17 protein-coding genes are annotated in these 24,543 nt (G+C 39.7%); 5 read left to right on the top strand and 12 right to left on the bottom strand.

Annotation, left to right across the window (positions count from 1 at the left end):
- Positions 1-317 precede the first annotated feature (317 nt).
- The 10 genes from MKY45_RS03860 to MKY45_RS03815 all read right to left on the bottom strand — a co-directional run bounded on the left by MKY45_RS03860 (position 318) and on the right by MKY45_RS03815 (position 14,140).
- A complete protein-coding gene (locus MKY45_RS03860) occupies positions 318-1,019 on the bottom strand; it encodes a LutC/YkgG family protein (RefSeq protein WP_332093888.1) in 702 nt (233 codons plus the stop codon).
- A complete protein-coding gene (locus tag MKY45_RS03855; protein ID WP_332093889.1) occupies positions 1,019-2,443 on the bottom strand; it encodes a LutB/LldF family L-lactate oxidation iron-sulfur protein in 1,425 nt (474 codons plus the stop codon). The genes MKY45_RS03860 and MKY45_RS03855 overlap by 1 nt, the downstream gene beginning before the upstream one ends.
- A complete protein-coding gene (locus MKY45_RS03850; RefSeq protein WP_332093890.1) occupies positions 2,440-3,183 on the bottom strand; it encodes a (Fe-S)-binding protein in 744 nt (247 codons plus the stop codon). The genes MKY45_RS03855 and MKY45_RS03850 overlap by 4 nt, the downstream gene beginning before the upstream one ends.
- A gap of 42 nt (positions 3,184-3,225) precedes the next feature.
- Positions 3,226-3,939 (bottom strand): FadR/GntR family transcriptional regulator, encoded by a 714-nt coding sequence (locus MKY45_RS03845; protein WP_042531843.1) that lies wholly within the window; start codon positions 3,937-3,939, stop codon positions 3,226-3,228.
- Between the two features lie 70 nt (positions 3,940-4,009).
- Positions 4,010-5,599: an L-lactate permease gene (locus MKY45_RS03840; RefSeq protein WP_289584977.1), complete on the bottom strand. Its 1,590-nt coding sequence runs from the start codon at positions 5,597-5,599 to the stop codon at positions 4,010-4,012.
- 505 nt (positions 5,600-6,104) lie between these two features.
- Positions 6,105-7,106 carry a glycosyl hydrolase family 18 protein gene (locus MKY45_RS03835; RefSeq protein WP_341172543.1) on the bottom strand — a complete coding sequence of 334 codons (1,002 nt, stop codon included), beginning with the start codon at positions 7,104-7,106 and terminating at the stop codon, positions 6,105-6,107.
- 437 nt (positions 7,107-7,543) lie between these two features.
- The gene (locus MKY45_RS03830) at positions 7,544-8,827 is read right to left on the bottom strand and encodes an IS110 family transposase (protein WP_341035585.1); all 1,284 of its coding nucleotides are present in this window, start codon (positions 8,825-8,827) and stop codon (positions 7,544-7,546) included.
- A 234-nt stretch (positions 8,828-9,061) separates the two neighbouring features.
- On the bottom strand, positions 9,062-10,807 hold the full coding sequence (locus tag MKY45_RS03825; RefSeq protein WP_341172542.1) for a polysaccharide deacetylase: 1,746 nt from the start codon (positions 10,805-10,807) through the stop codon (positions 9,062-9,064).
- 75 nt (positions 10,808-10,882) lie between these two features.
- Complete coding sequence (locus tag MKY45_RS03820) at positions 10,883-12,694, bottom strand: glycosyltransferase (RefSeq protein ID WP_341172541.1); 1,812 nt, start codon at positions 12,692-12,694, stop codon at positions 10,883-10,885.
- Between the two features lie 48 nt (positions 12,695-12,742).
- Positions 12,743-14,140 carry a polysaccharide deacetylase family protein gene (locus MKY45_RS03815; RefSeq protein WP_341172540.1) on the bottom strand — a complete coding sequence of 466 codons (1,398 nt, stop codon included), beginning with the start codon at positions 14,138-14,140 and terminating at the stop codon, positions 12,743-12,745.
- A 518-nt stretch (positions 14,141-14,658) separates the two neighbouring features.
- Here MKY45_RS03815 and MKY45_RS03810 point away from each other — a divergent pair.
- From MKY45_RS03810 to MKY45_RS03790, 5 genes are all read left to right on the top strand, one after another.
- On the top strand, positions 14,659-15,648 hold the full coding sequence (locus tag MKY45_RS03810) for a LacI family DNA-binding transcriptional regulator (protein ID WP_042531836.1): 990 nt from the start codon (positions 14,659-14,661) through the stop codon (positions 15,646-15,648).
- Between the two features lie 11 nt (positions 15,649-15,659).
- Positions 15,660-16,676 carry a Gfo/Idh/MocA family protein gene (locus MKY45_RS03805; protein WP_256705675.1) on the top strand — a complete coding sequence of 339 codons (1,017 nt, stop codon included), beginning with the start codon at positions 15,660-15,662 and terminating at the stop codon, positions 16,674-16,676.
- Between the two features lie 172 nt (positions 16,677-16,848).
- The gene (locus MKY45_RS03800; RefSeq protein ID WP_332093894.1) at positions 16,849-17,847 is read left to right on the top strand and encodes an ABC transporter substrate-binding protein; all 999 of its coding nucleotides are present in this window, start codon (positions 16,849-16,851) and stop codon (positions 17,845-17,847) included.
- A gap of 56 nt (positions 17,848-17,903) precedes the next feature.
- Positions 17,904-19,403, top strand: coding sequence for a sugar ABC transporter ATP-binding protein (locus MKY45_RS03795; RefSeq protein ID WP_332093895.1), 1,500 nt, complete (start codon positions 17,904-17,906; stop codon positions 19,401-19,403).
- Positions 19,404-19,493: 90 nt separating this feature from the next.
- Positions 19,494-20,540 carry an ABC transporter permease gene (locus MKY45_RS03790; protein ID WP_193065181.1) on the top strand — a complete coding sequence of 349 codons (1,047 nt, stop codon included), beginning with the start codon at positions 19,494-19,496 and terminating at the stop codon, positions 20,538-20,540.
- Between the two features lie 44 nt (positions 20,541-20,584).
- Here the strand turns inward: MKY45_RS03790 and MKY45_RS03785 are convergent, their stop codons facing one another.
- Both MKY45_RS03785 and MKY45_RS03780 read right to left on the bottom strand, forming a co-directional pair.
- Positions 20,585-22,399: a YhgE/Pip domain-containing protein gene (locus tag MKY45_RS03785; protein WP_193062887.1), complete on the bottom strand. Its 1,815-nt coding sequence runs from the start codon at positions 22,397-22,399 to the stop codon at positions 20,585-20,587.
- Entirely contained in the window at positions 22,383-24,458 is a 2,076-nt protein-coding gene (locus tag MKY45_RS03780; protein WP_175297030.1) for an efflux RND transporter permease subunit, read from the bottom strand. Before MKY45_RS03780 ends, MKY45_RS03785 begins: the two co-directional genes overlap by 17 nt.
- Between the last annotated feature and the right edge of the window lie 85 nt (positions 24,459-24,543).

Below are 24,543 nucleotides of genomic sequence, written 5' to 3'. Positions count from 1 at the left end.
TATCATGGTGCCAGCGTCTGTTTTCTCCTCTGTTAAAGGGGAGACGAAAATAATTATATCCAAACAAAAGAGTCCTCCCAAAATAAAAACCCATACTATATTTAGGTATTTAGACAGGACTACTTTCTCCTAATTATAACGTTTTTTCTGATTTTTGTAATGGTAATTCTTATTATTCTTGATAAATATAACTCTTCCAGCTTAGTAATCACAAAAAAACACCTTTCCGTTCCGCGCGATTAAAAAACGCTTAACAGAAGAGATGTTTTTTTGACAGAAGCGGCTGTTTTAATAAAAAAGCTGCCATAAAAGCTATATTAATCTACTACAATATACGTTACCTTTACCGGTCCATGCACACCAACAATCAGATTCATTTCAATATCAGCACTGTTACTCGGACCTGTTACAAAACAAACACTGGAAGGAGGAGCAATGCCTTTTTCATTATCCTGATGAATCTTACCTGCTGCCTGTGTCATCCTGGGCACAATTGTTTCTTTAGGGATAATGGCAACATAGCATTTCGGCATTAAGCTGATGGATCTGCCATTATCTTTATTCGTCATCAATGCGACTGTTCCTGATTCAGCAAGCGTGATATCACTAAAGGAAATACCGACATCTGTTCTTTCGGCAATCACTTGGTTTTCCTTACCAAGGCTTGCATCCCAGATATGGACATCGACCTCTTTTGAAAATTCCTCATAAGCCTTATCCAGTCCATACTCCTGGTTACGCTTATCATTCGATGCAATAATCGAAGCTGCCTCATATCCATCTAATACTCTTTTCAGTGTTGCTTGCAAATCGCTTTTATCTGTCCGGACAAAATCGGTATGGATCACCTTACAATGCTCCTTTAGCACTCCAATCAGCTCTTCGGCAGAATAATCTTTAAAAACCTCATGCTGCGGCTGAACACTGTACTCCGGCCGGCTTACACCTTCTCTTCTTTGCGGACGTCCCAGGTTTGCGGCAAGATTGCTTAAAAAGGAGTCACGGTTTTGAATAGCCATTATGCCTCTCCTCCCTTCTGACGTTTATTCCACCAGCTGCGGAAGGATTGTTTCCCCGGTGCCGGAAAATCTCGGACATCCGTCCATCCTTTTAATGGTCCCGGACCATTTTCAACGTATTCCTCTTTTATCCACGGTTTTAATGCGCTTCTAGCAACTTTTGTACTTAATTTATACGCCGCCGGATTCGATGCCCATTGCGCAAAACCTTTCATCATGATTTTTTCAGAAGCAGGAGATTTTTTCTCTTCTTCTACAATAATTTCACGATGACGGATTAACTGTTCATGTAACGGAATTTTTACCGGGCAGGCTTCCGTACAAGCAGCACATAAAGAGGATGCATACGGCAATTCTTTATGATCCTCGTAGCCGTCAAGCAGCGGGGTTAATACAGCTCCAATCGGTCCCGGATAAATCGAGTTATACGCATGACCGCCGACATGACGATATACCGGACACACATTAATACAAGCTGCACAGCGGATACAATGAAGTGCAGACTGAAATTCTGTTCCCAGGATTTTAGAACGCCCATTATCCACAATTACCAGATGATAATCATCCGGGCCGTCGATTTCCTCTTCTAAGCGCGTTCCTGTAATGGTTGTGATATAACTGGTCAGCTTCTGCCCGACAGCAGCTCGTGTCAATAGGCTGACTAATACTTCCATGTCCTCCCAGGTTGGAACAAGTCTCTCCATCCCCATGACACTGATTTGTGTATCAGGAAGGGAAGTAACCATTTCCGCATTCCCTTCATTGGTTACCAATGTAACAGAACCAGATTCTGCAATCGCAAAGTTACATCCGGTAATCCCGACATCTGCGGTTAAGAAATCCTGCCTCAGCTGTTCTCTGGCAAAGGAAGCCAGTTCCTCGGGAGTATCTGATTTATCATAGCCTTTTTTATTTTGAAAGGTATCTTTGATTTGCTGCCTATTTTTATGCAAAGCCGGGGTGACAATATGGGATGGAGGATCTTCATCTAATTGCAGAATCCATTCCCCTAAATCCGATTCGACTACCTCTGCTCCGGTTTCCTCTAATGTTTTATTTAAACCAATTTCTTCGGTAACCATGGATTTGGTTTTCACGACTTTTTTCGCGTTTTTCTTTTTGACGACATTTTCAATATAGGCATTTGCTTCTTCTGCCGTCTCCGCAAAAAAGACATTGCCGCCGCGTTTTTCCACTTCCTCACTGAGCTGATATAAATAATAATCAATGTTTTCTAATGTATGGGACCGTATTTCCTCTCCAAGTCGGCGCCAATCTTCCCAATTGCCGAGCTCTTCCGCCTGCGTCAGGCGGCCATTTCGGAACCTTCCTTGTGCAGAAGAAACGGCCTGCCGCATAAAATCATTGTCAATCCCTTTTCCAATCCGTTCTTTATAAGGAGTTTCGCTAATTTTTATGCTCATACGGTTACTCCTTCTTGTTCTTTGACATGTGTATTTAAAATTTCTGTGATATGCATGACTTTTACATGTTTACCTTCCCTGCGCATACGTCCGCCAATATTCATCAGACAGCCCATATCTCCGCCGACAAGGTACTCTGCTTCTGTTTCCGAGACGTGCCGGGATTTTTCTTTTACCATTTCTGCGGATATATCTGCATTTTTCACAGCAAATGTACCGCCAAACCCGCAGCAGTCCTCTTTCACCGGCAGCTCAACAAAGTCAATTCCTTTGACATTTTGAAGCAGCTTGGTGGGCGCTTCCTTTACTCCTAAAATACGGGTCATATGACAGGATGGATGATAGGTTACCCTTCCCTCAAAGGTAGAACCGACATCAGTGATCCCTAATACATCCACGATAAACTGGGTTACTTCATAGGATTTACTAGCCAGCTCAATCGCCGGCTGTTCCCACTCCGGGTCTCCCTTGAATACGTTCGGATATTCTCGCAGCATCCCGACACATGAACCAGACGGGCCGACCACATACTCCGAATCTTTAAAGGCCTTTATCATCTGCTTCATTGCTTTTTTCGCTTCACTCAAGTAACCGCTGTTATATGCGGGCTGCCCGCAGCAGGTTTGAGCTGCCGGGAAATCTACTTCACAGCCCAGCCGCTCTAATAATTCCACCGTATTCTTACCTACATCTGCAAAAACAATATCACTTACACATGTAATGAACAAAGATACTTTCATTTTTTCCACCTCTTCTATTGATACCGGACATGAACGAGGTACTTAATTTTTATCAAGCTCCTGAAACAGCAACTGCTCTACATTCTCCAAATGCTCATACATTTTTTCTCTTGCCTGATCCGCCTGCCTATTTTTGATTGCTTGATAAATACGTTCATGCTCTTCATATAAAATATGTGACCGGTCTTCTGTATATAATAATATCCGACGTGCTTCCCGAATCGTCTCTGACATTAATTCGGAAACACTGCCCATTAAATGAATCAATAAATTCATCTGCGTTGCCTGAGCAACAGCCAGATGAAAATCGGTGTCTGCCTGCTCAGAAAGCTGATCATTCCCTTTCGCATCTGCCATCAGCTGTAACGCCGCTTCCATTTTCTCAAGGTCCTTGTCCGTATAGCTTTCTGCAGCATATGCGGCAGTGCCGACTTCTAAAATTTTGCGGACCTGATACAATTCTTTAACGTCATTCTGTTTCATTAAAAATGCCGTGCTTACAGGCAAGGTGAAAAGCTCTGCATCAAACGCTTTTACGTAGGTGCCTTCTCCCTGCCGCATTTCGACCAGCCCCATGGAACGGAGTCCGCTGAGCGCCTCTCTGATTGCGGAACGGCCGACGCCAAAGCTTTTTGCCAACTGCTCTACAGAATCCAGCTTGTCTCCTGACTTCAACCTTCCATCCTTAATCATGCCAATTAAGGAATCTGCTACTTGCTCATATATTTTTTCGGTTTTTATACGCTTATATTCCATCATGTCAACTCCTCTAGTACGTGAATCTATTTTAATTCATTCCCAGAGGTTTTTAAAGCCCATCAGCTTATCAGTCGAAGAATTGAATAGCAATAAACCCAGCCAATCCAATCATCAATCCATAGACAACGGCCGGAATCAGCGTTTTCCGAATAATATCCCCTTCTTTACCGCTCAAGCCAACGACCGCGCTTGCTGCAACGACATTATGCACACAAATCATATTTCCCGCTCCAGCTCCCATTGTTTGGGCAGCTAAAACCGTATTTATATCTAAACCCAATTGATTTGCTACGCTGTATTGAATAGGTGAGAAAGTTAATGTAGAAACCGTCGCACTTCCAGTAATAAACGATCCTAACTCTCCTAAAAAGGGTGCGACAAACATCCACATAAACCCTAAATGCTCCGCCATGCTTACGGCGATATACTGCGGCATGCTGATTAAATCTTCTGTATTTATTCCCGAATTTGTAAACACATGCACCATCGCTAACGTTGCCACTAAAGCAATCGCGGTTGACCGCATCGTCATCAGAGAATCCTTGGATGCACTAAAAAACGTGCCAATTGATTTTCGATGAACAAATACAGATAAAACTGCCGCAAATGTTAGAATTGTTCCTGGCGAATATAAAAACTCCCAGGCAGAGTCCACACCTTCTACACCAAAAATAGTTGTCCAAGAGAAATCAATGGCTGTCTGTGTGAACTCCTGCAGCCAAGGTATAATCCTGGTCATTAACAACAAGGCAACGACAATAACATAAGGTGTCCAAGCCGCCCCTATGCTCATCTTTGACTTCTCCGTTTTTACTTCAAAACCAGGGCGCAGCGCCTCTTTCCATGTCGTTTTTGGTAACAGCCAGCCTTTTTTAGCTGTGATTGTTGCTACTACCAATCCAGTTAAAGATGCTAAAATAGAGATAAATTCCTGACCAAATACCGAAGCATAGAATAAAGCAGACAACGTATAAGTAAACCCTATAAGAATGGTCCACGGAAGCATCGGCAAGGCATACTTAAACCCTCTTTTTTTACCAAAAAATAAAGTCATAATAACAATGACAATAAACGGTATAAATGATCCGGCGAATATATCTAACGTGGTTATCCGCACTCCAATTGCATTAAAGAACTCCGCATCTGCCCCCGGAATATTACTTAACCCTACTGCCAATGGTGTCCCTACAGCTCCAAAAGCCACCTGTGTGCTGTCTGCAATCAACGCCAATGTCGCAGCAACAATCGGACGAAATCCTAAAGCTACCATTAATGGAGCTGTAACCATTGCCGGAGTTCCGAACCCGGCTGCCCCTTCAATCACTCCGCCAAATAAAAAAGCAACAATGACAACCTGAACACGCATATCTTCAGAAATGCTCTGAAAACCTTGATTGATTCTGTCCACTGCTCCTGTTTTGCGAAGTGTATCCAGTAAAACTAATGCCCCAAATAAAATCCATAGAATCGTTAATGTTTTATGGGCCCCTTGAAAAATCGATGATAGAATAACATTTCCTTCCATCCCCCAAAAAATCATAGCTATTGCAATAACGATTGCTGCGCTTAACGACATCCCCTTCATTGCCGGCATACGTAACAGAACTAAAAACACAAACGGCGCAATGATTGCACTTAAAGCTAATAATAAATACAAACGAATCCCCCCTTGCCGCTCTTGTAAAACGCTTTCATTAAGTATGTATAAGTAAGGTCATCAGATGACCTTACTTATACATACTACTTTATAATTCTATTGATGACAAGATAAAATTATAAATTTTATCAAAATGAAAGAGAGAGTGCTCCATTGTTGTAGAAGCACTCCCTTTATCCTATTTATAAATAAACCCAAAATTGTAAAACTAAACCCTACTAATATCCAATGTTACACTATATTGAATTTGTCAAAAGTCTTAGTTAGATATCATCATTCTGCGTATTATAACCAAGCTATTTTATTTTTACAAAAATTGAATTGTTCTCCTGAGTATCTATTCAGTAGCTAAGCTTACAACTATTCCATTCCTTATCAAAAATTTTCATCGAGTAACAAAAAAACAATAAAATACAATCTTTCAAGGCTAAGTCAAAAACGCTTTTCCCCAGCTATGATTCTACTTATTTTCATCTATTCTAAATAATTTTTTTAGAGTTAGTAATCAAGCTTCTTCTTTATTTATTTGAGTTAAAACTTCTTCAAGATGATTAATTCTCCTTAGTGTATCTTCACTTAACCCCCCGGCTCTCCAAAAAGAAAAAGTATAATATTCTCCTTCCTCAGCCAATATTTTCGCCCATTCAGTCAGTGTTTCAGCATCTGCATACCATACTTCCACCTCTTGTTTTTCCTCTTCATAAATAAAGGTTAGGGAACCGCTCGCATGATCTCTTACCGGTGTTACATTATTTAAACTAATCAAATCTTCTACTTCATTTTCAGTTAGGGAAGTAACGTGATCATCTTTCCAACTGAAACCTCCTGTAGACAATGCAAATTCTATACTTGCTGCTTGATTTGAACACATGTCAGCTAAACTTTTTAAAAAATTTATATCAGTTTTAGGGCCGGGTCCACTGTGCATTCCATATAAGTTATATGTCATTATGGAATAATCTATATGCTCTGGTAAAGTATATTGTTCAACAGGGAACGATGGTTCAAGCACCACTCTTAACGCTAATCCTTTTCCTGAGAGTTGCTCTGATAATTCTTCTAAAAATTGCAGGTATGAAGATATATTTTCCTCAGGTATTTTTTCATAATCAATTTCGACACCATCTATAGGCATACTTACCGCATAGTTCATAATTTCTTCTATATGTTTTTTTCGCGTTTCTTCACTTTGCATCAAATTTTTTATAAGGTCCGGACTTTTTGGAATGGTAGAGCCATCTTCTAAAAACTGATCGTTCACCAGTGAAAGATATACCTGCTTATTCGCTCTTATCGGCTGTTGCAGTAATTCATCAATTAAATATTGGCCTTCTAGTGTAGTAAAGAGCTTTTCATTTTCATCAAAATAATTTCCAAATAATATAATGTTATCTACATTTGAAAGAGAGGAACTTACATCATCCAGACTCTTTTCAGCATCCCAGTCTACTATCCAAATAGAGGTTTTAACTGAAATGTCATCTACCCCTTCACTCGGTTTTAACATAGGTGTAGCTTTTTCCTCCTCAGCTGCTGAACACCCTCCCTCTATATACTTAAAATATCTCCGAAATGCTCTTGTTTTCTTAGAATTTCTTAAACATCCAATTTGGGGTTGGATAGTGGGGGTGGAGCGTTTGTCAGAATACAGAATATTCTAATGCACTCCTAGCCATCCTAACGACCAAACAGGTAGTATTTGGTAAAAAATGGTGTAACCATGCTTGGTAACTCCACACTTCTTATGGTCGCTCACCCTCCCATGTATCACGGGATTGGTATCCATACATTCCCTCGTCCTGCGTATCCACAAGGTGGAGGTCGGAATAAGCTCCTATGCTGGGTCTAGCCCGAATGGAAAAAATAAGCTCCGACTCCGCATTATTGGTGTTTGTGTATTCTAAGTTCCCAAGGTCATTTGTTGCTATTTCTTTCTTCTACAGCTTAAGCTGCCTGTAAAGTTTCTATCTGAGGTAAACCTTTCAATAACTTGCTTCCATCAAATTCACACTGTTTTTGACCAATGACAAACAAGGCACGTAATAATTTCCCACACAACGCAATCAATGATTGTTGTTTCTTTAATGGATTTTCCGGGCGGGTCGTGTAATACCTATGCAAGGTTTGAAACGTCGGATTATTCGCTACGAGCGGTCGTATCGCTAAATAAATCGCCTTTCGCAGTTTCTTCCGTCCGCGTTTCGTTATTTTCGTTTCCCCTTTGAATTTCCCGGAACTGTGCTCCCGCAACGATAAGCCGGCCAGATTCACGAGTTGTTGCGGATGATGATAATTTGATATATCTCCTACTTCCGCGAAAAAGGTAGCTACGGTTGTTACTCCCAGTCCTTTGATAGCCAGCATTTCTTTTGCTCCTGGTATCTCTCCTAAGAGCGCCTCTATTTCCAAATCCAGCTCTTTCAATTGTTCTGCATACAGCTCATATTGGTCTAATAAGCTGTGTAGCTCTTGTCTGGCAAAGCGTAAGCCGATTTCTATGCCAACACTCTTCTTCGCTTTGTCTACCAGTTTGGTTGCTCGTTTGATACCAACACCACGTTTAACGACCGTTTGCCATTCCTCCAGTACGTCTTCTGGCGTTTTATCACGAATATCAGATGGAAATGGAAATGCCCGTAACGTATATAATGCGGCCTTTCCATTCCATTGTTTAAATACATCCTGAAACTCTGGAAAATAGCGCTGCATGTTATTTTGTATACGTCCTTCCGTAACTGTCTGCTGTTTGATGAGTTGATCTCGTAGTTTCATGGCTTCTCTTAACTCGGCATAGATGCCGTCGAGAAGGTTTGGTATAGAGTATCTCCCATCCTTCACCAGCTGGGCAATCACGCGCGCATCTTTGGTATCATTTTTCGTTGGCGAGTTATCATCCAGTTCTTTTGCTTTCTTGACATGCATCGGATTAACCAATACAAAATCCGTATCCTTGCTGATCAGATAATAACCTAAACTCATCCAATAGTGACCTGTTGGCTCAGCTCCTATGATGACATGGTTTTTATCGTGTTCTTTCTGGAGCTTTGAAATCCATTCCAGTAGGATTTCAAAGCCTTCTATTCGGTTTTCAAAGATCAATCTTTTCCCAAATTCATAGCCTCTGTCGTCCTGTGCTCGTGCCACATGTTTGTCTTTGGCAATGTCTATTCCCACTACAAGTGTAGATGGTGTGATTTGCGATATTTTGTGATTTTGATTATAATTCATGGATGAGTCCTCCTTGGTATTTTTTAATTTCGGGGTCATTGCAATGACACCCTGTACTATACCAAGAGGGCTCTTTTTTGTTCAAACCTCAAATTTCTTCATTACAGGAATGCTCCTATAATAAATATGAAAATTATAACAACAATTATGTTTCTTAGCGGCAAATACATACCCCTCCTTTAAAAAACTATTAAACTATTTGGCATTCGACAGAACACGAGTTGAAATTTATATTTATAGATATTCTATGAAAAAGTCGATTATCTCATCTGTTTTATATTTTATATCTCTTTTCAGCTTTTTTTCTACTGGCGGTATAACCTGATAAATTATATCATCTTCAGAAGTTATTTGAAGCATATTAACAACCGAATCATAGATAGTATCAGTATTTTGTTGATGCTGCGTATTTAAATCTACAATTTTACCGCCAACTGCAAATTGTGTTAAGCCTTCTTCGTTTATCCAATCTATCTGCATCATATTTTTCCCATCAATCTCAACAGTAATTTCCTGCTCATTAACATCCAATACTATTTGGCGATTATTCTGCAAAGTAACTGGATATTCATCATCATCTACTCGAGACCCTTGTTGTGTGTCTTCGTACGTATAAACCATGGCTTTATTAAATGCATAGTCATCTTGATTCCATTTAATCCCGCTTAAATCTGTTTCAAACAGTACCTCTTCTTTATCTGATTTCCGCTGATAAATATATAGTTTATTTTGTTCTAAACTAAATTTCAGCTCTTTATTGTCATTAGACAAATAAAAAGTCTGTTCTCCCATTACATTCCCTTCAAGGTTCATAGAAATACGATAAGATTCAGGTAATACTTCTTTTAAAGTAGCCACTACCTCTTTTTCCGGTTGAGAAGTTAATATAATCTTCTCTCCAACAAATTCTCCAACTCCACCATTTATTGACCACAGGTTTGCAATAGATTCATCACCGTTTTCAAATTGAATACCCCAGTCATAATCCTCTTGTATTTTCATTAAAAGATGGTTAGTCGACCACCAAGGAGCTACTTGCAGTCGATTTAGATTATATATATCTGTTTTTGGACCATTGAAAGAGGTTAAATCACGATTAAAATGAAGAGAAAAATTATCTGTTATCATTTTCTCATTGATTGATTCTACAGATTGATCCATATTATTGTACATTGAATTCGCGTGCATGATTGCATAAGCATTCGGAATTTCATTAAAATGTTCCGTATAAGATTCATGCATTTTATTATACTGATTCAAAATTCTCTCTTCCATTTCTCTACGCGTCTCTTTTGGAATCATATATTCATCTCGAAGATAGTCCATTAAGTAATGATTATAATATTCAATATCTGGGTGGTCAGGAATTGGTATATTATCTAATTCTCCCAAAGACTCTCCATTCTCATTAAATGTATTGATATAGGATAATTGATAACCATTTGTACCAAGTTCCCAGTAGCCGCTTCTCATCATTGTTTTTAAATCGTTCGGTTTTAAAAACTTTGTATCTCGCTCTTCAAATTTATTGGCGTAGGTATACATCGTTGCTTTATAATTCAGTTCCTCCAATAAAGATTGAGAAAAAATACTTGAATCTGTCCGCCCGTCTTCAAACGATAGATACAATGCCTTTTCTGGCAAAAGTTTTCCCTCATGATAATACTCTAGAATTTGCTGCAGAGAAATCGTTTCAAAGTCCTGTTCTTTTAAAACTGTCAGTTGTTTCTCTAATTGTTCTTTTGATACATGCTGCGTAGAGCCGCTTCGATCTACTCCAAAATATGAGATAGCTAGAAAACCTTCTTCATTTACCATAGTGTCAGAAGACAAAGTTTCATACCTTTCCGTAATAAAAAGTGTACGTATCAACAGAACGGCAAGTAAACTAATTACCACAAACTGAAATAAAGATTTAATCAGTTTAAACGTATTTTTTCTTCGCACATTCAATTTATTCTTATTTGATTGGGACGGCATATGCCAACCTCCCTAAAGTTATTTACTTTTGGCGGTATATAACTGCCATCTATCATTAGGCTTTGACACATTATATTATTGGGCTTTTTTTTGTTTTTTTTCTAATTTCTTTTCCCTAGCTGATACGTCTTGTGGCGTATCTCTTGTCCCCCATGTCGATTTCCAGAAGGTAACCCATGCAACTGGCATTTGCCAAAGTAAAATAAACTCATAGTACATGACAAACACAAAACCAAAAAACCACAGTTTACTTCGTCGAAAAAGAAGGTGTGCAAAGCTAAGCATAAGTGCCATCACTAGTAATCCAATTATGAAGGTTAATGGGAATACTCCATAAACAACCGGAACATATACAAGATTGTAGAGCACAATAATAGGTGCTAATACTGGAACAATAAAGCCTACTATGAAAAACAGCACCATAAATGGCTCTTTTTTAAAGATAAAGGTCATCGCCCTTAATGTTTCTCTCAGCCATGATCTTTTCCAGCGCATCTGTTGTTTTAAAAACATGCTAAATTCTGAAGGAACAATGGTAGAACAAACTGCTCTATCCTGATAGCTTGTTCGATGCGTTTTCAAAATCAAATTAGTCATGCTCCGGTCGTCTCCAAATGTTGCAGGATGCCCTAAAAAGCGCTGGTCTAACCAAGCATCTGCATGCTTTAAAACTAATTCTTTACGATAGCAAGATAAGGGGCCTGACAAGCAAGTAACACAATCAAAGGTTGCTTCTGCCGCCTTCATGATTCGAAATGCAATATAATATCTGACGGTTTGTAATTTAGTCAGCGTATTAGTGAATTTATTCTCTACTTCGGTTCTTCCTGCCACGCCACCCATTTTAGGATCTTGAAATGGCTGCACAATGTTTCGAATTGCATTTGGCTCCAAAAAGCTGTCCGAGTCAACAAAAGCTACTAGTTCATGCTTTGCTATCTTTACTCCTTCTACAAGAGCCTCTCTTTTTCCACCGTTTTCCGGAAGTTGAACAAATTTTAAACGGTTCTTTGTTTTAAATCTTTTCCCTTCTTGATACATCTTAGAAACTATTTTACGTATTTCTTCCATAGAACGGTCAGATGATTGATCATCAACAATAATTACTTCTAATTTATCAATAGGGTATGTCTGATCAAAACAAGTTGTAATTGTCCGCTGAATCCATTCTTCTTCATTGAATACAGGAATGATAATTGAGACTCCGGGTTCAAAATCCGGGTTTACTTTAACATTTCGATATAACATTCCGAAAATATATCTAGATAGCAAAAATGTTGCGGCTACTAAGCTATATGCGTAGAGAATTTTATTAAACTGAAAATATATGATACTTTCAGCACGCATAAGCATAACAACTAGCGCCATGAAGAATAAAAGAATGCTGGCTACAGCAATGGATAACCCCCATCTCCTACTCCGATGATAGCTTTCCATTGATTGTAAAAATTCAAAAGCATAATAATGTTCCTTTTTGTTTTCTTCTTCTTGAAATTGCCGGACAAGCTTTGCTTTAATATTCACCCTCATTTCAAACCCTTCAGGCATGGCACCTGAGGGTATTTGAAATTTTAACTTTATTTGTTCCCCTTTTTGTAGACCAAGATCTTCAGTGCTGCTCGGCAGTTGAACTAAAATTCCGGTGTTAGATATATCTACACAGTTTGAAGTCTTCTTTTTTCTACCTATTCTCATCACTACTGGAAATTCCGCTATATAACGTTGTCCATCCATTCTTGCTTTATATAATTTATTCGTATCTTGCTCTGCAATTTCTGTATCTGAACCACGGCGATCTAGATTTAACCTGATTCCATCTGGATCAGGAACGTTTGATAATATTCTACGGTCTTTTTTTGGATTTGTTAATATTTCTTTTTTCTTCATTGATGAATGTAGCTGTTCACACAGCTCCCTCCCCTACTTTCCAATTTTTCAATCTCCAATCATTTCCGAAACAGTCTTAAATGTGTATCCACGCATTAGTATATTTTCAATAATTCTAGGCAGCACCCGGATTGTATGTGATTCATCTGAAATGTGCATTCCAATAATACTTCCGGATTCTACATTATCTACAACACGTTTATAAATCTCGTCTTCTGATCTGTTCAAATCCCAATCGAGAGAAGCAATGTCATAAAGGACAATATAATCTATTCCGGTTGCAGCAATTGTATTTGCTGATGAATCATCTAAAAGCCCTTGGGCAGGGCGAAAATAATTCTTCGGTTTTTCTTGTAACGCATTAGATATAACTTGATCCGCCTTCACTAAATCCTCCTGTAATTCAAGGGAATTCATTTCTGTTACAACAAGGTGATTGTAGGAATGGCTTGCCACTTCATGTCCTCTATCTATAATTAAACGTGCAAGTTGAGGATTTGCTTCTACTCCCTTTCCAATAACAAAAAATGTTGCCTTTATCTGATAATCATCTAGAATATCTAATATTATTGATAACGTTTCATCACCTGCCCAGTCATCGAAAGTTAGAACAACTTCTTGTTCATCGGTTTGAAAGTTTTCAATAACCTGAGGGGAAGCCTGATCGTAATCTTGATTAACAGCTAACTTATTTGTTTCAATTTCCTTATTTGGATTAGTATAAGCCGATTCCACAACGGCTTCCAAAGTTGTTAATTCATATCCCGCTTCTTCGGCATCTTTTTTAATTAAAGAAACAGCATCAATAATCTCTGGATTCAGATAAGTATTCAGTTGAATAATGGCTCCTCTGTTCATAAAACCCCTCACATATTCAGCAATTTCTTCTGCACTTTGCATGTCCCCGTCCCTTGGATTGATTGTATTAGTAACTACCTGCATATCTAGCTGTGCAGCAGCACTTTCAAAAAAAGGGGAAGTGTCTCCAGAACGGCTTCTTGCAAATTGTGGAGTAATATCTAAGTTTTCTTGGATTACTTTATTAGTCAAATATAATTCCGTATAAGCTTCTTCATAATCTATCGGTTCAACTAATATATGATTTAAAGTGTTATTTTGAATCGTATGTCCATTTTCTAAAATCATTTCTGCTATTTCTGGTTCCTCAGCTATCTTTACCCCCTGAACAAAAAAAGTGGCATGAATTTGAAGCTGATTCAATCTTTCCAAAAGACTAGTCATCGTTTCTTCATCTGCCATTCCATTAAACGTTAAAGCTATTTTTTTATCTGTTGTCATTATTTTACTTATCGATTCCTCAGACTCTATTTCATTTGGAGGAATTTCAATTTCCGGTTTTACAGCTTCTGCTTCTTCTGCTTTATTACTGCATCCCGTTATAATAACCAATACTAAACAGAGACTCCAGAAAATATACCTTTTCACTACATATCCTCCTTCTTTACTAAACAAATATTCGAAAGCACTTATGTATATTATAACAAATTTCTTATTTAAAAATTAAAATATGGAAAATATTATAATTATATTTTTAATAATCCACTTTTATAATGGAGTCAATTAACAAACTTCAAGGGACAAAGTCTATTTAAAAGTAAAAAAGTTTATTCACTCATCTACTAATAATTCTATATATACCAGTTATTTTATATTTTATGTAATTTTCCCCAACCCTTTTTTCATAGCCCATTATCATGAAATCCATTACATCTTTCAAGCAATTTCCACATTCATATTTAGAATTATCCTGCACTTTTTGAATCTTCATCGCTAAAAAGGAGTATTTTCATAAAAATAAGCTGCTCTTCCAAATTTTTTAGAATGTATTTATAAACCTTCGCATATTAATTCTATAGCTTACAGAAAACGTTTACATCAGAACTTCTTCATTCTATTCAATTCTACATCGACTGTACATTATTTGTTCTGAAAGAGGTTGTGCCATGGCAAATATACATCAGGTTGCAAAACAGGCAGGTGTTTCCATTGCTACGGTTTCGCGTGTTCTAAATAACACATCCAAGGTCTCTGAGAAAACGCGACACAAGGTTGAAAAAGCCATTCGGGAGTTAAATTATGCTCCCAGTATGCTTGGCAGGAATTTACGAAACTCGGAAAGCAGATTACTTCTTGTTCTTATTCACACGTTCTCAAACCCTTATTACACAGAAATCATTAATGGGATTGAGGATTATGCCATAGAAAACAACTATAATATTCTGCTTTGCGAAACAGATGATAACCTGCAGCGGGAAGATATCTTTCTTCATATGGTTCGTAATAAATTGGCGGACGGTATTATTTCCATGAATCCTACCGTTCATGTTGATAAGCTGAAAGAGCTTTCTGAGTCCCATTCTATCGTGCTTTGCAGTGATTATTATGAAGATGCCAATATCCCTTATATTGCAATTGATAATACAGAGGCTGCTTATCGCGCGGTAAAGTATCTGATTACGATGGGAAATAAAAAAATCGGCTTGATCAATTTCAATGAAAATCTGCTCTATGCAAAGCAGCGGCGCATCGGATTTGAGAAGGCCTTAAACGAATTTCAATTGCCTATTTGTGACGAATGGATCCATTACACTGACGGACTCAGCTTCCAGGACGGTGTAGAAGCCATGCGGCGAATGCTGCGTTCTAAAAACCGGCCAACTGCTGTATTTATTATTTCAGACACTTTAGCGATTGGCGCTATCAAAGAATTACATGCTCAGGGCATTAAGGTCCCTCAAGAGATGGCGATTATCGGATTTGACAATATTGCTTTTTCCAGTATGACCACACCTGCCCTGACAACAGTTTCTCAGCCAAAATATCAAATGGGCTATCGTTCCGCAAAAATGGTCATTGACCGGATTCAAGGGCTGCCTGTTGAAAATGTCATCATGGATTATGAGTTGATTATTCGAGAATCAACATTGGGTTAGGAGGGATCTAAATGATTGTAGGAATTATTGGCTGCGGCTCGATTACACGCTTCAGGCATGCTCCCGAGTATAGAGCCAATCCATCCGTAAAAGAGATTGTTTTCTATGACAGAAATCCTGAACGCGCAGAGGAAATGAAGCAATTATTTGGCGGCAGAACCGCTTCGTCACTGGAGGCATTGCTTCAAGATTCGACCATTGATGCCATTAGTGATTGCTCTTCCAATGAAGCACATTATTTTCATACAACAAAAGCTTTACAAGCCGGTAAGCATGTTCTTTGTGAAAAACCAATTTCCGCCACTGTGGAACAGGCAGAAAAAATGGTACGTACTGCGAAGGAAACCGGAAAGCTATTAATGGTGGACCACAACCAACGCTTTACAAAAGCACATCAAAAAGCACGTGAAATCCTTCGAGCGAAAGAGCTTGGCGAGATTCTCTCCTTTCAGACAACCTTTGGGCACAGCGGCCCCGAAGATTGGGGAGCAACCAAATCAAAAGAAACCTGGTTTTTTAAAAAAGACCGTTCTCATTCAGGGGCTGCAGGAGATTTAGGCATTCATAAGCTGGACCTGCTCTTCTATCTGTTGGATGACGATATTACAAATCTCCATTCCTATACGGCCACCTTAGATAAAACAGATGAAAACGGTCAGCCTATCGAAGTAAATGACAATGTCGTCTGTATTTTAAAAACTGCTGGAGGAAGCATCGGTACTGCCACTTTCTCTTGGACCTATTACGGGGAAGAAAATAACTCTACAACGATTTACTGCCAGGAAGGAATTATGAAAATATACCAGGATAAACACTATCCACTTCTTATTGAAAAGAAAAACGGTGAAAACATTTACTATGCATTAGAAGGAATTCAAACCAATACGAATCAAACAAACTCCGGCGTAATCGATGCCTTTATCCATTGCATTCAAGAAGAAAAAAAGCCCATTGTCAGCGGAGAAGATGCATTAAAATCATTACGACTGCTTGAAGAAATTCTCCAGCAAAACGAGGAAAGGATGTAATGGATTTCATGAAAGCAGCTGATTTATCTCTCATAGGAAGGAAAGGAGGCGTTTTCCCCATCTATTTTATTTATTTCCATCATTACCTCGTATGCTAATTGCAAACGGTTATTCTGTGCAGAGCCAGTCTATTTTATAAGATTCACTAAAAATCGGGGAGGTTTACAATACGATGAAGAAAAAAAGTTTTGGCTTTTTAATGATTGCTGTCCTCATGCTTTTGTTGGCTGCTTGCGGCGGTGGAGATGATTCTGGTAAGGCTTCAGAGGAGAATAATGCGGACAGCGGAAATGGCAGCGAGGACACTGAAGAACACTATAAAATTGGCATACTTGCGCCAGAAGTGACGCATGGCTGGGTTGCGGCAGTTGCTTACCACGCTGAAGAACGCGTAAAAGAATTAGGAGATCAAGTAGATTATCAAATTCAAACCAGCAGTAACGCGGAACAAATGACTTCCCAATTAGATGATTTAATGACATGGGGAGCTGACGCCATTGTTGCTTTTCCTCAATGGGAGGGCATGGAAGTCCCGATTCAAAATGCCATTGACAGTGGTATAACCGTGGTTAACTTTGACATCGCGATTGATGTAGAAGGAGTTTACCGTGTTGCAGGCGATAATGAAGATATGGGCGTCCAGGGAGCGAATTACATTGTAGATAAAATTGGCGAGGAAGGGAATGTCGTTGTACTGGAAGTACCTTCGTCTGGTTCTGTATCCGAATTACGGACCAAAGGCTTCGAGGAAACCATGGCAGAAATTGCTCCAGATATGAATCTGATGACGTATGCAACAGAATTCACCAGAGAGGATGGTTTAGCTGACTTCGCTGATATTCTGACTTCTGTTGAGGATATTGATGCCGTTTATTCGATTGATGATGAAACCTCTGTCGGTGTCTTACAAGCTATTCAAGAAGCTGGAAGAACAGACATTCAAGTCGTCACAGGCGGCGGTGGCATGCAGGAATATTTTGAAATGATGCCAGAAAACGAAGATATCTGGATTCAATCCGCATTATACAGCCCTGTTATGGTAAAAGATGCTGTTGACATTGCGATAGACGTGCTCAACGGAGAAGACGTGGAGGAAGAAACCATCATTCCAACTACTGTCGTTGACCGGGATAACTACGAAGAATTCTTAGATGAAAATTCACCATATTAAGCAGAGGGGAGCAGGAAAGTCTGCTCCCTTTCCATCCATTTCTCAGAGGTGATGACATGCTTGTGGAGTTAAGAAATATCCAAAAGTCCTTTGGCAAAAATCATGTTCTAAAAGACGTTTCCCTTTCTATTAAAGTAGGAGAAATTTGTGCATTGCTTGGAGAAAATGGAGCGGGGAAATCAACCCTGATGAACATCTTAGGCGGTATTCATCAGCCTGATAAAGGCAAGCTTTATATAAACGGGGCCGAGGTAAATCTGACCGGTCCGGAGCAATCTATTAATATGGGAATTTCTTTTATCCATCAGGAGCTGAACTTAATTAATGATCTGCCCATCTATGAAAATATGTTTTTAGAAAGAGATTATAAAAAGGGATTCAAGCGCGTACAGCATCAAAAAATGATTCAAGAAACAAAGGAGATATTTGAACGCATGCATGTAGACCTTGACCCCCGCATGCTGGTCAAAGAGTTAGATTCTTCCTATAAACAAATTATTGAAATCTGTCGCGCGATTTCGATGAATGCTTCTGTCATTATCATGGATGAACCAACAACATCGCTTACCGATTCTGAAATCGAACGTGTATTTACGATGATGCGGCGTTTACGCGATCAACAGGTTGGCATTATTTTTATCTCTCATAAGTTAAAAGAAGTCATTGAGGCTTGTGACACATATGCCGTACTCCGGGATGGCAGGCTTGTTTCTGAAGGACAGGTCAGTGATGTAACCACAAAGGAGCTTGCCCGCTTTATGGTCGGCTATGATGTCCGGACAGATCAACTGGTCCAGCAGCGTGACCGCGGTGAAGAAATCCTGCGTGCAGAAAAATTTACGTATAATGCTGCTTTTTCCGATATTACTTTTTCCATTCATCAGGGAGAGGTTGTCGGATTCACCGGTCTTTTAGGGGACGGACGCAGTGAGCTGTTTCAATCCATTTTTGGCGCAAATGATATTTCATCGGGCAAGCTGTTCCTTTACGGCAAAGAAATTAATATCCATACCACGATGGACGCTGTTAAAAACGGAATTGCCTACCTTCCAAGAAACAGAAAGGAAAACGCCATTATTAAAGATATGAACATTCTCGAAAATAGCGCCATTGCTTCTTGGAAGAGACATGCCAAATGGGGAATCATCCAGCATTCCATCCATCAAGAGAAGCTGGCTGCACTTCAAAAACAGCTGAAGATACGGATGACTGATTCCTCAAACAGTATTCTGAATCTCTCTGGAGGAAATCAGCAGAAGGTCGTTTTAGCTAAATGGCTTTCCACAGATCCCCGTATTTTGATTTTAGATAACCCGACACAAGGGGTAGATGTTGGAGCGAAGGAAGATATCTATGATATTATCCTTCGTTTAGCTGATGAAGGGATTGGGGTTATTATTCTTTCCAGTGAAGCAAATGAAATATTAAGGCTTTGCAATCGGACGTATGTCATGTACCACGGACAGCTGCAAGGAGAATTAAAAGGAGAAGCAATGAACGAACAAGCAATAATGGAGCTGGCTACAGGCGGAGATGCTTTTATTTCAACGTCTTAATGGACTGTCCGCCATCACTTAGGCGATAAGTAACAGGTATCCCGCAGGTTGCAGCTTCTTTTTATCCGGGATCGAAAAGGGGTGTACCTTTTGACAGAGAAAAATATCAATTACTTTCACCAGTTTATCCTTTGGTTCAAGAATCGATGGTCTACTAGTCCATTGTTTAGTATTTTTATTGCGTTCATCGTAATGGTTATCTTACAAACGATTGTATTAGGCTTTGATTATCCTTCATTTGGAGAATGGTTTACGTCTTGGACTAATAACTGGATCAATATTTTACGAAACAATGCCAGTGTAGCAATTGTCGCACTGGGAATGACGTTTGTTATTATGACAGGCGGAATCGATTTAGCTGTTGGTGCAACGCTTGTAGCAACTGGCGCATTGACAATGACATTGCTTGATATTGGAGCAAACGGTTTTTTAAATGCAATTGGAATCACAGGCTGGACAGCTATTTTCATTACAATCATTGTTGTGATTCTTTTTGGATATTTGCTTGGTTCCTTAATTGGCGTAACTGTTACACGGGGAATGGTTCCTCCTTTTATAGCCACCTTAGGAGCGATGATGGTCTTCCGCAGTGTCACACAGCATTTCATGCAAGGAGCTGCACCGCGTGTACCGCCAGAATTTTTACAAATTGCCAATTTCAAAATCGGGAACTATATGATTATGCCCATCATCTACTGGATTTTGATTGCTGCTGTTATGTATTATATTTCCAAGCGCACCATCTTTGGCCGGCAGATTATTGCGGTTGGCTCCAATGAAAGAGCTGCCAGACTATCCGGAATTAACGTGAAGCAGGTTAAGTACCGGGTTTATGCGCTTTCCGGAATACTTGTAGCCATTGCTGCAATCATTCAAGTTTCTCGAATCGGCTCGATGGATTTTGCCGGTTCAGGACGGGGAATGGAAATGGACGCTATCGCTGCCGCTGTTGTCGGAGGTACAAGTATGATGGGCGGAAGAGGATTTATCCTCGGAACGGTTTATGGAATGTTGATTATTGCTGTGCTGAACAACCTGCTCAATCTCTTCGGGGTTCCTCCATTACTGCGGGATGCATTTAAAGGGATGATTGTCATTGCAGCTGTTCTGTTGCAGCGGAAGGAAAAAACCGCATGAGTCATTTCATGCGGTTTCTTTATCATTAAAATATTGAAATCCTCTTAAAACAAATTCAATAACCTATCCCAAAACCCTTCGTTCTCTTCCTCTTCTTCTGTCTCTTCGGTATCCTCTTCCGGCTGAATACTGTCTGTTTGAATCACAAATTGAACAGAATTTGTGATCTCATCATTTTCTTCCGATACGAAGGATACAGGATCAAAATCAGATTTATCATATTGTGAAATCATCTCATCAATTTCTTCCTGCATCTCATCAGGGATACTTTCAGTGGCATCATATAATTCACTGGTTCCATCCTGTAATTCATCTGCTCCGTTCGCAAGTTCATTGGAACCGGATGCCGATTCACTAATTCCATTATGAATATCAGCATAGGAAGTACTGAGCTCATTTACGCCATTGGTATAAGAAACCAGACCTTCATGGAACTGATTATAATTTTCCGCCATGGTATCTACACTTGTAATAAATTCATCCAGTCCTTCATCGATATCAATTTGGCCGACAGATTGCTCTAATTCATCGGAAAACGTACGGATATTGCTGGCAATGTCACTGGCAGAAGTTTGAAATTCAGATAATGCCGGCTCCACCGCATCAAATGATTCTACGGATTCATAGTAGACAGCTAATGCACCTTGGGCAGCTTCATAGGTGCCAACTAATTCATCAACAACCGCCGGATCTACTGCTTCACTATCATATAATGCTTGAAAATCCTCTTCTGTTAAGGTGGCTTCTGGGATGCCCTCCATAGCTGTCTGCAATGCTTCTTTCGCATCTCCATAGCCTGTTGACAGCGAATCTAATTCGTCAGCCAATGCTTCCATTCCTGCAGCCATATCTGATGCAGCTTCTGTCATCCCGCTTAACTGCTCTATTCCATCTATCCCTGTAATTTGGCCAACTTCTTCCTGTACGGTTTGAAAAGCATTATTGATTTCTTCCGATGCACCTGTTAATTCACCGCTGGAATTATTTAACTCATTTAAACCGTTCTGAAATTCAGAAGACCCATTCTCTAATTCACTTAATCCGCCAGACAGCCCGCTGATTCCATCACCAAGCTCACCTACTCCCTGGTTGATTTCACCAATGGCATCGGTTAAGCTCTGAAACTCCTCTGTGAGCGCATCTGTATCCGGACCGTCTACAGAAACAGAAGACGGCAGGCCGGAGATTTCCATTCCTTCTAATTCAAATTGATCGGTATCTGCTTGAATCGTCAGCGTCTCTTCTTCTCCCGGCATCACCGTAAATGCCACCTGCCTATTTTTCCCGGCATTGGCTATCGTTGCATCCTCCGCTTCAATATTATAAAAGTAATCGGTATTCAGCGCCTGTGATATTTGCAGCATATAGTTATCAAAGAAAGCAGTTTCTGTTTCTGCATTCTCTTCTACCTTTATTTCGATTTCTACCTGTCCGGATTCCCCAATAACCGTTTGCGGATCTACTTCTTCCCCGTCTAAATAATAGGAGATGGTGAATTTCCAGGGCAGCTCTTTGGAAAGGTCTCCTTGATAATAAAACGTATCTGAAGCCGCGTCCATACGGATTGTATCTCCGTCCTGTTCTATTTCACTCGTATCTGTTAAATTCTTGATAGATTCATAGTTTCCGAAATCCTCAATAACACCTGATTTATTCAATTCAAACGCATTTACGACATAGATATTTTCTAATGCGCCGCCTGCTTCTAAATTCGCATAAATAACCTCGTTCTTTTCCTCAATTTCCGCATCTCCCTCAGACGCAGAATCCTCAGAAGCCCCCTCTGCAAGAGCTGTATTCATAAACGGAATAAAGAACAGAGCTAAAGCGAGCCAGATCCATTTAATTGTTGTCCTCATGTTTTTCCTCCTTGCGAAACTTCATTCCTAATGATGTCTTTTGAAGCAATGTATCCCCATATACAAGCAATGCAGGCAGTAAGGTGATAACCAGAATAAATGCCAAGAGCGCACCTCTCCCCAGCAGCAAGCCGATAGACCCGACAACCGGATTAGATGATGTCATCCATAAAACAAATCCGACGATGGATAGAATCGATGCAGAAACAGCAATGGAGAAAATCTTATCATCCAATGTCATTTTTATTGCCTTCCATTTCGGCATATATCTTCTGTAATTTTTATATGTCTCCGTTAATAATATGGCATAATCCACCGTTGCTGCCAGCTGAACCGTACTGACAATTAAATAACCGATAAAGACAAGCGGTGTTCCTGTAAAATAAGGAATAGCTAAGTTTATCCATACGGCTGCTTGGATAACCAGTAGTAAAATAATCGGGAAAGAAATCGATCGGAAATTAACCAAAATCACAATCCCTACCCCAAGAATGGTTAAAATATTTACAAGCTGATTATCCTGGGACACAATATTCTTCATATCATACAGAGACGCACTTTCACCTAAGGTCAGCGCCTCCTCTCCATAATAAGCGGAAGCAATTTCCCGTATATCTTCTATCACTGCAAAAGGAAGGTCTCCTTCTGTTCCAGCTTCCGTATTAATAATAATCCGGCTGTAATGATCGGAAAGAAATTGCTCTGTCGCCTCTTCCTCTAAAAAGTCCTGCGGAATAACACTGCCGACCATGGTTGCATAGCTGATAACCGAGGAAACATGATTTACATTGTCCAGGACCTGAACCATTTCCTCCTCTTTCCCTATATCATTATTAGGAATAAGCAACACAACGGAAGTCGATTCTCCAAAAACTTCTTCAATCTGTCTCACATCAGTTCCTAGCCGGGTATCCTCCGGCGGTTCTCCCATCCCGTAGGTAAAGGTCGTGCTGCTCTGCGCCATAAAGCTGGGAACAAGAAGCAGCAGCACCAGAATAAGAACAGGAAGTCTTAATTTCAAGAGCTTCTTCCCGACTCCCTCAAAACGAGTCGGAACAAACGCACGATGTTGCGTCCGGTCAATCCAGCGATAAAACACAAGTGTAAAGGCTGGCAGAAAGACAATCACACTGATAAAGCTTAAAATAATTCCTTTAACTAAGTTCAACCCCAGATCGGAACCAATCTCAAAACGCATAAACATCAATGCCATAAAGCCAAAAATAGTTGTAAAAGCACTTGTGCTGATAACCGGCCATGATTCTTTAATAGCTGATTTCATTGCTTCTTCCGGTTTGTAATTTTTATTCCTGTAATCCTGAAAGCTATGCAGAAGAAAAATAGCATAATCCAAGGAGACTGCAAGCTGCAATATTGGTGCAACCGCTTGGGTAACAAAAGAAATCTCGCCGATAAATATGTTCGTCCCCAGGTTAATTAATACAGATACCCCAATGGCTGTCAGGAAAAATACCGGCTCCACCCATGAGCTGGTAGACAAGATAAGAATAATGATAATAATTGGAACAAGCAAGGCCGCCGCGTACATGCTCTCTGTCCCTGTCATTTCCTGTTCTGTTGCTGTATTGACAGCCTCCCCGGAAACGGCATTTCCCTCACCAATCAAGTCATAAATAGCATTGGTGGCCTCTACCTCTTTTTCATTAGCAATCGTGACAGAAAAAAGGGCATTTTCATCCTTATAGTATGTCTCCACTGTATCCGTGTCAGTTACTTCAATCGGTGTCCGAATATCAACAACATCATCCAGCCAGAGAACCTCTGTAATCCCATTTATCTCTTCCAGAGCATGTTTATACTCCATCGCTTCCTGAATCGAGACATCTCCTATCATGACCCTGGCATTTGCAATACCGCTTGAAAATTCCTCCTCCATCACCTCTAAAGCCTGCGTAGATTCTGCATCATCCGGTAAATAATCCTGCATATTGTAATTCACATCAACAAACAGAATCCCCGCTAAAGAAAGGATCATAAGTATGATAAAAAGTGTTACCACTGTCTTTTTAAAACGAATAATTAAATTTGCCACTGTCATTCCCCATTACCTTGCTGATTTCATTCATATAATCTATTATTATAACTACACACTGTCAGTTAGACAACAAACAGTTGTTTAAAAT

It is taken from the genome of Oceanobacillus sp. FSL K6-0251, from assembly GCF_038004725.1.
In the GTDB taxonomy this organism is placed as follows: domain Bacteria; phylum Bacillota; class Bacilli; order Bacillales; family Amphibacillaceae; genus Oceanobacillus; species Oceanobacillus oncorhynchi.
This window is presented reverse-complemented; position numbering and strand designations above follow the sequence as displayed.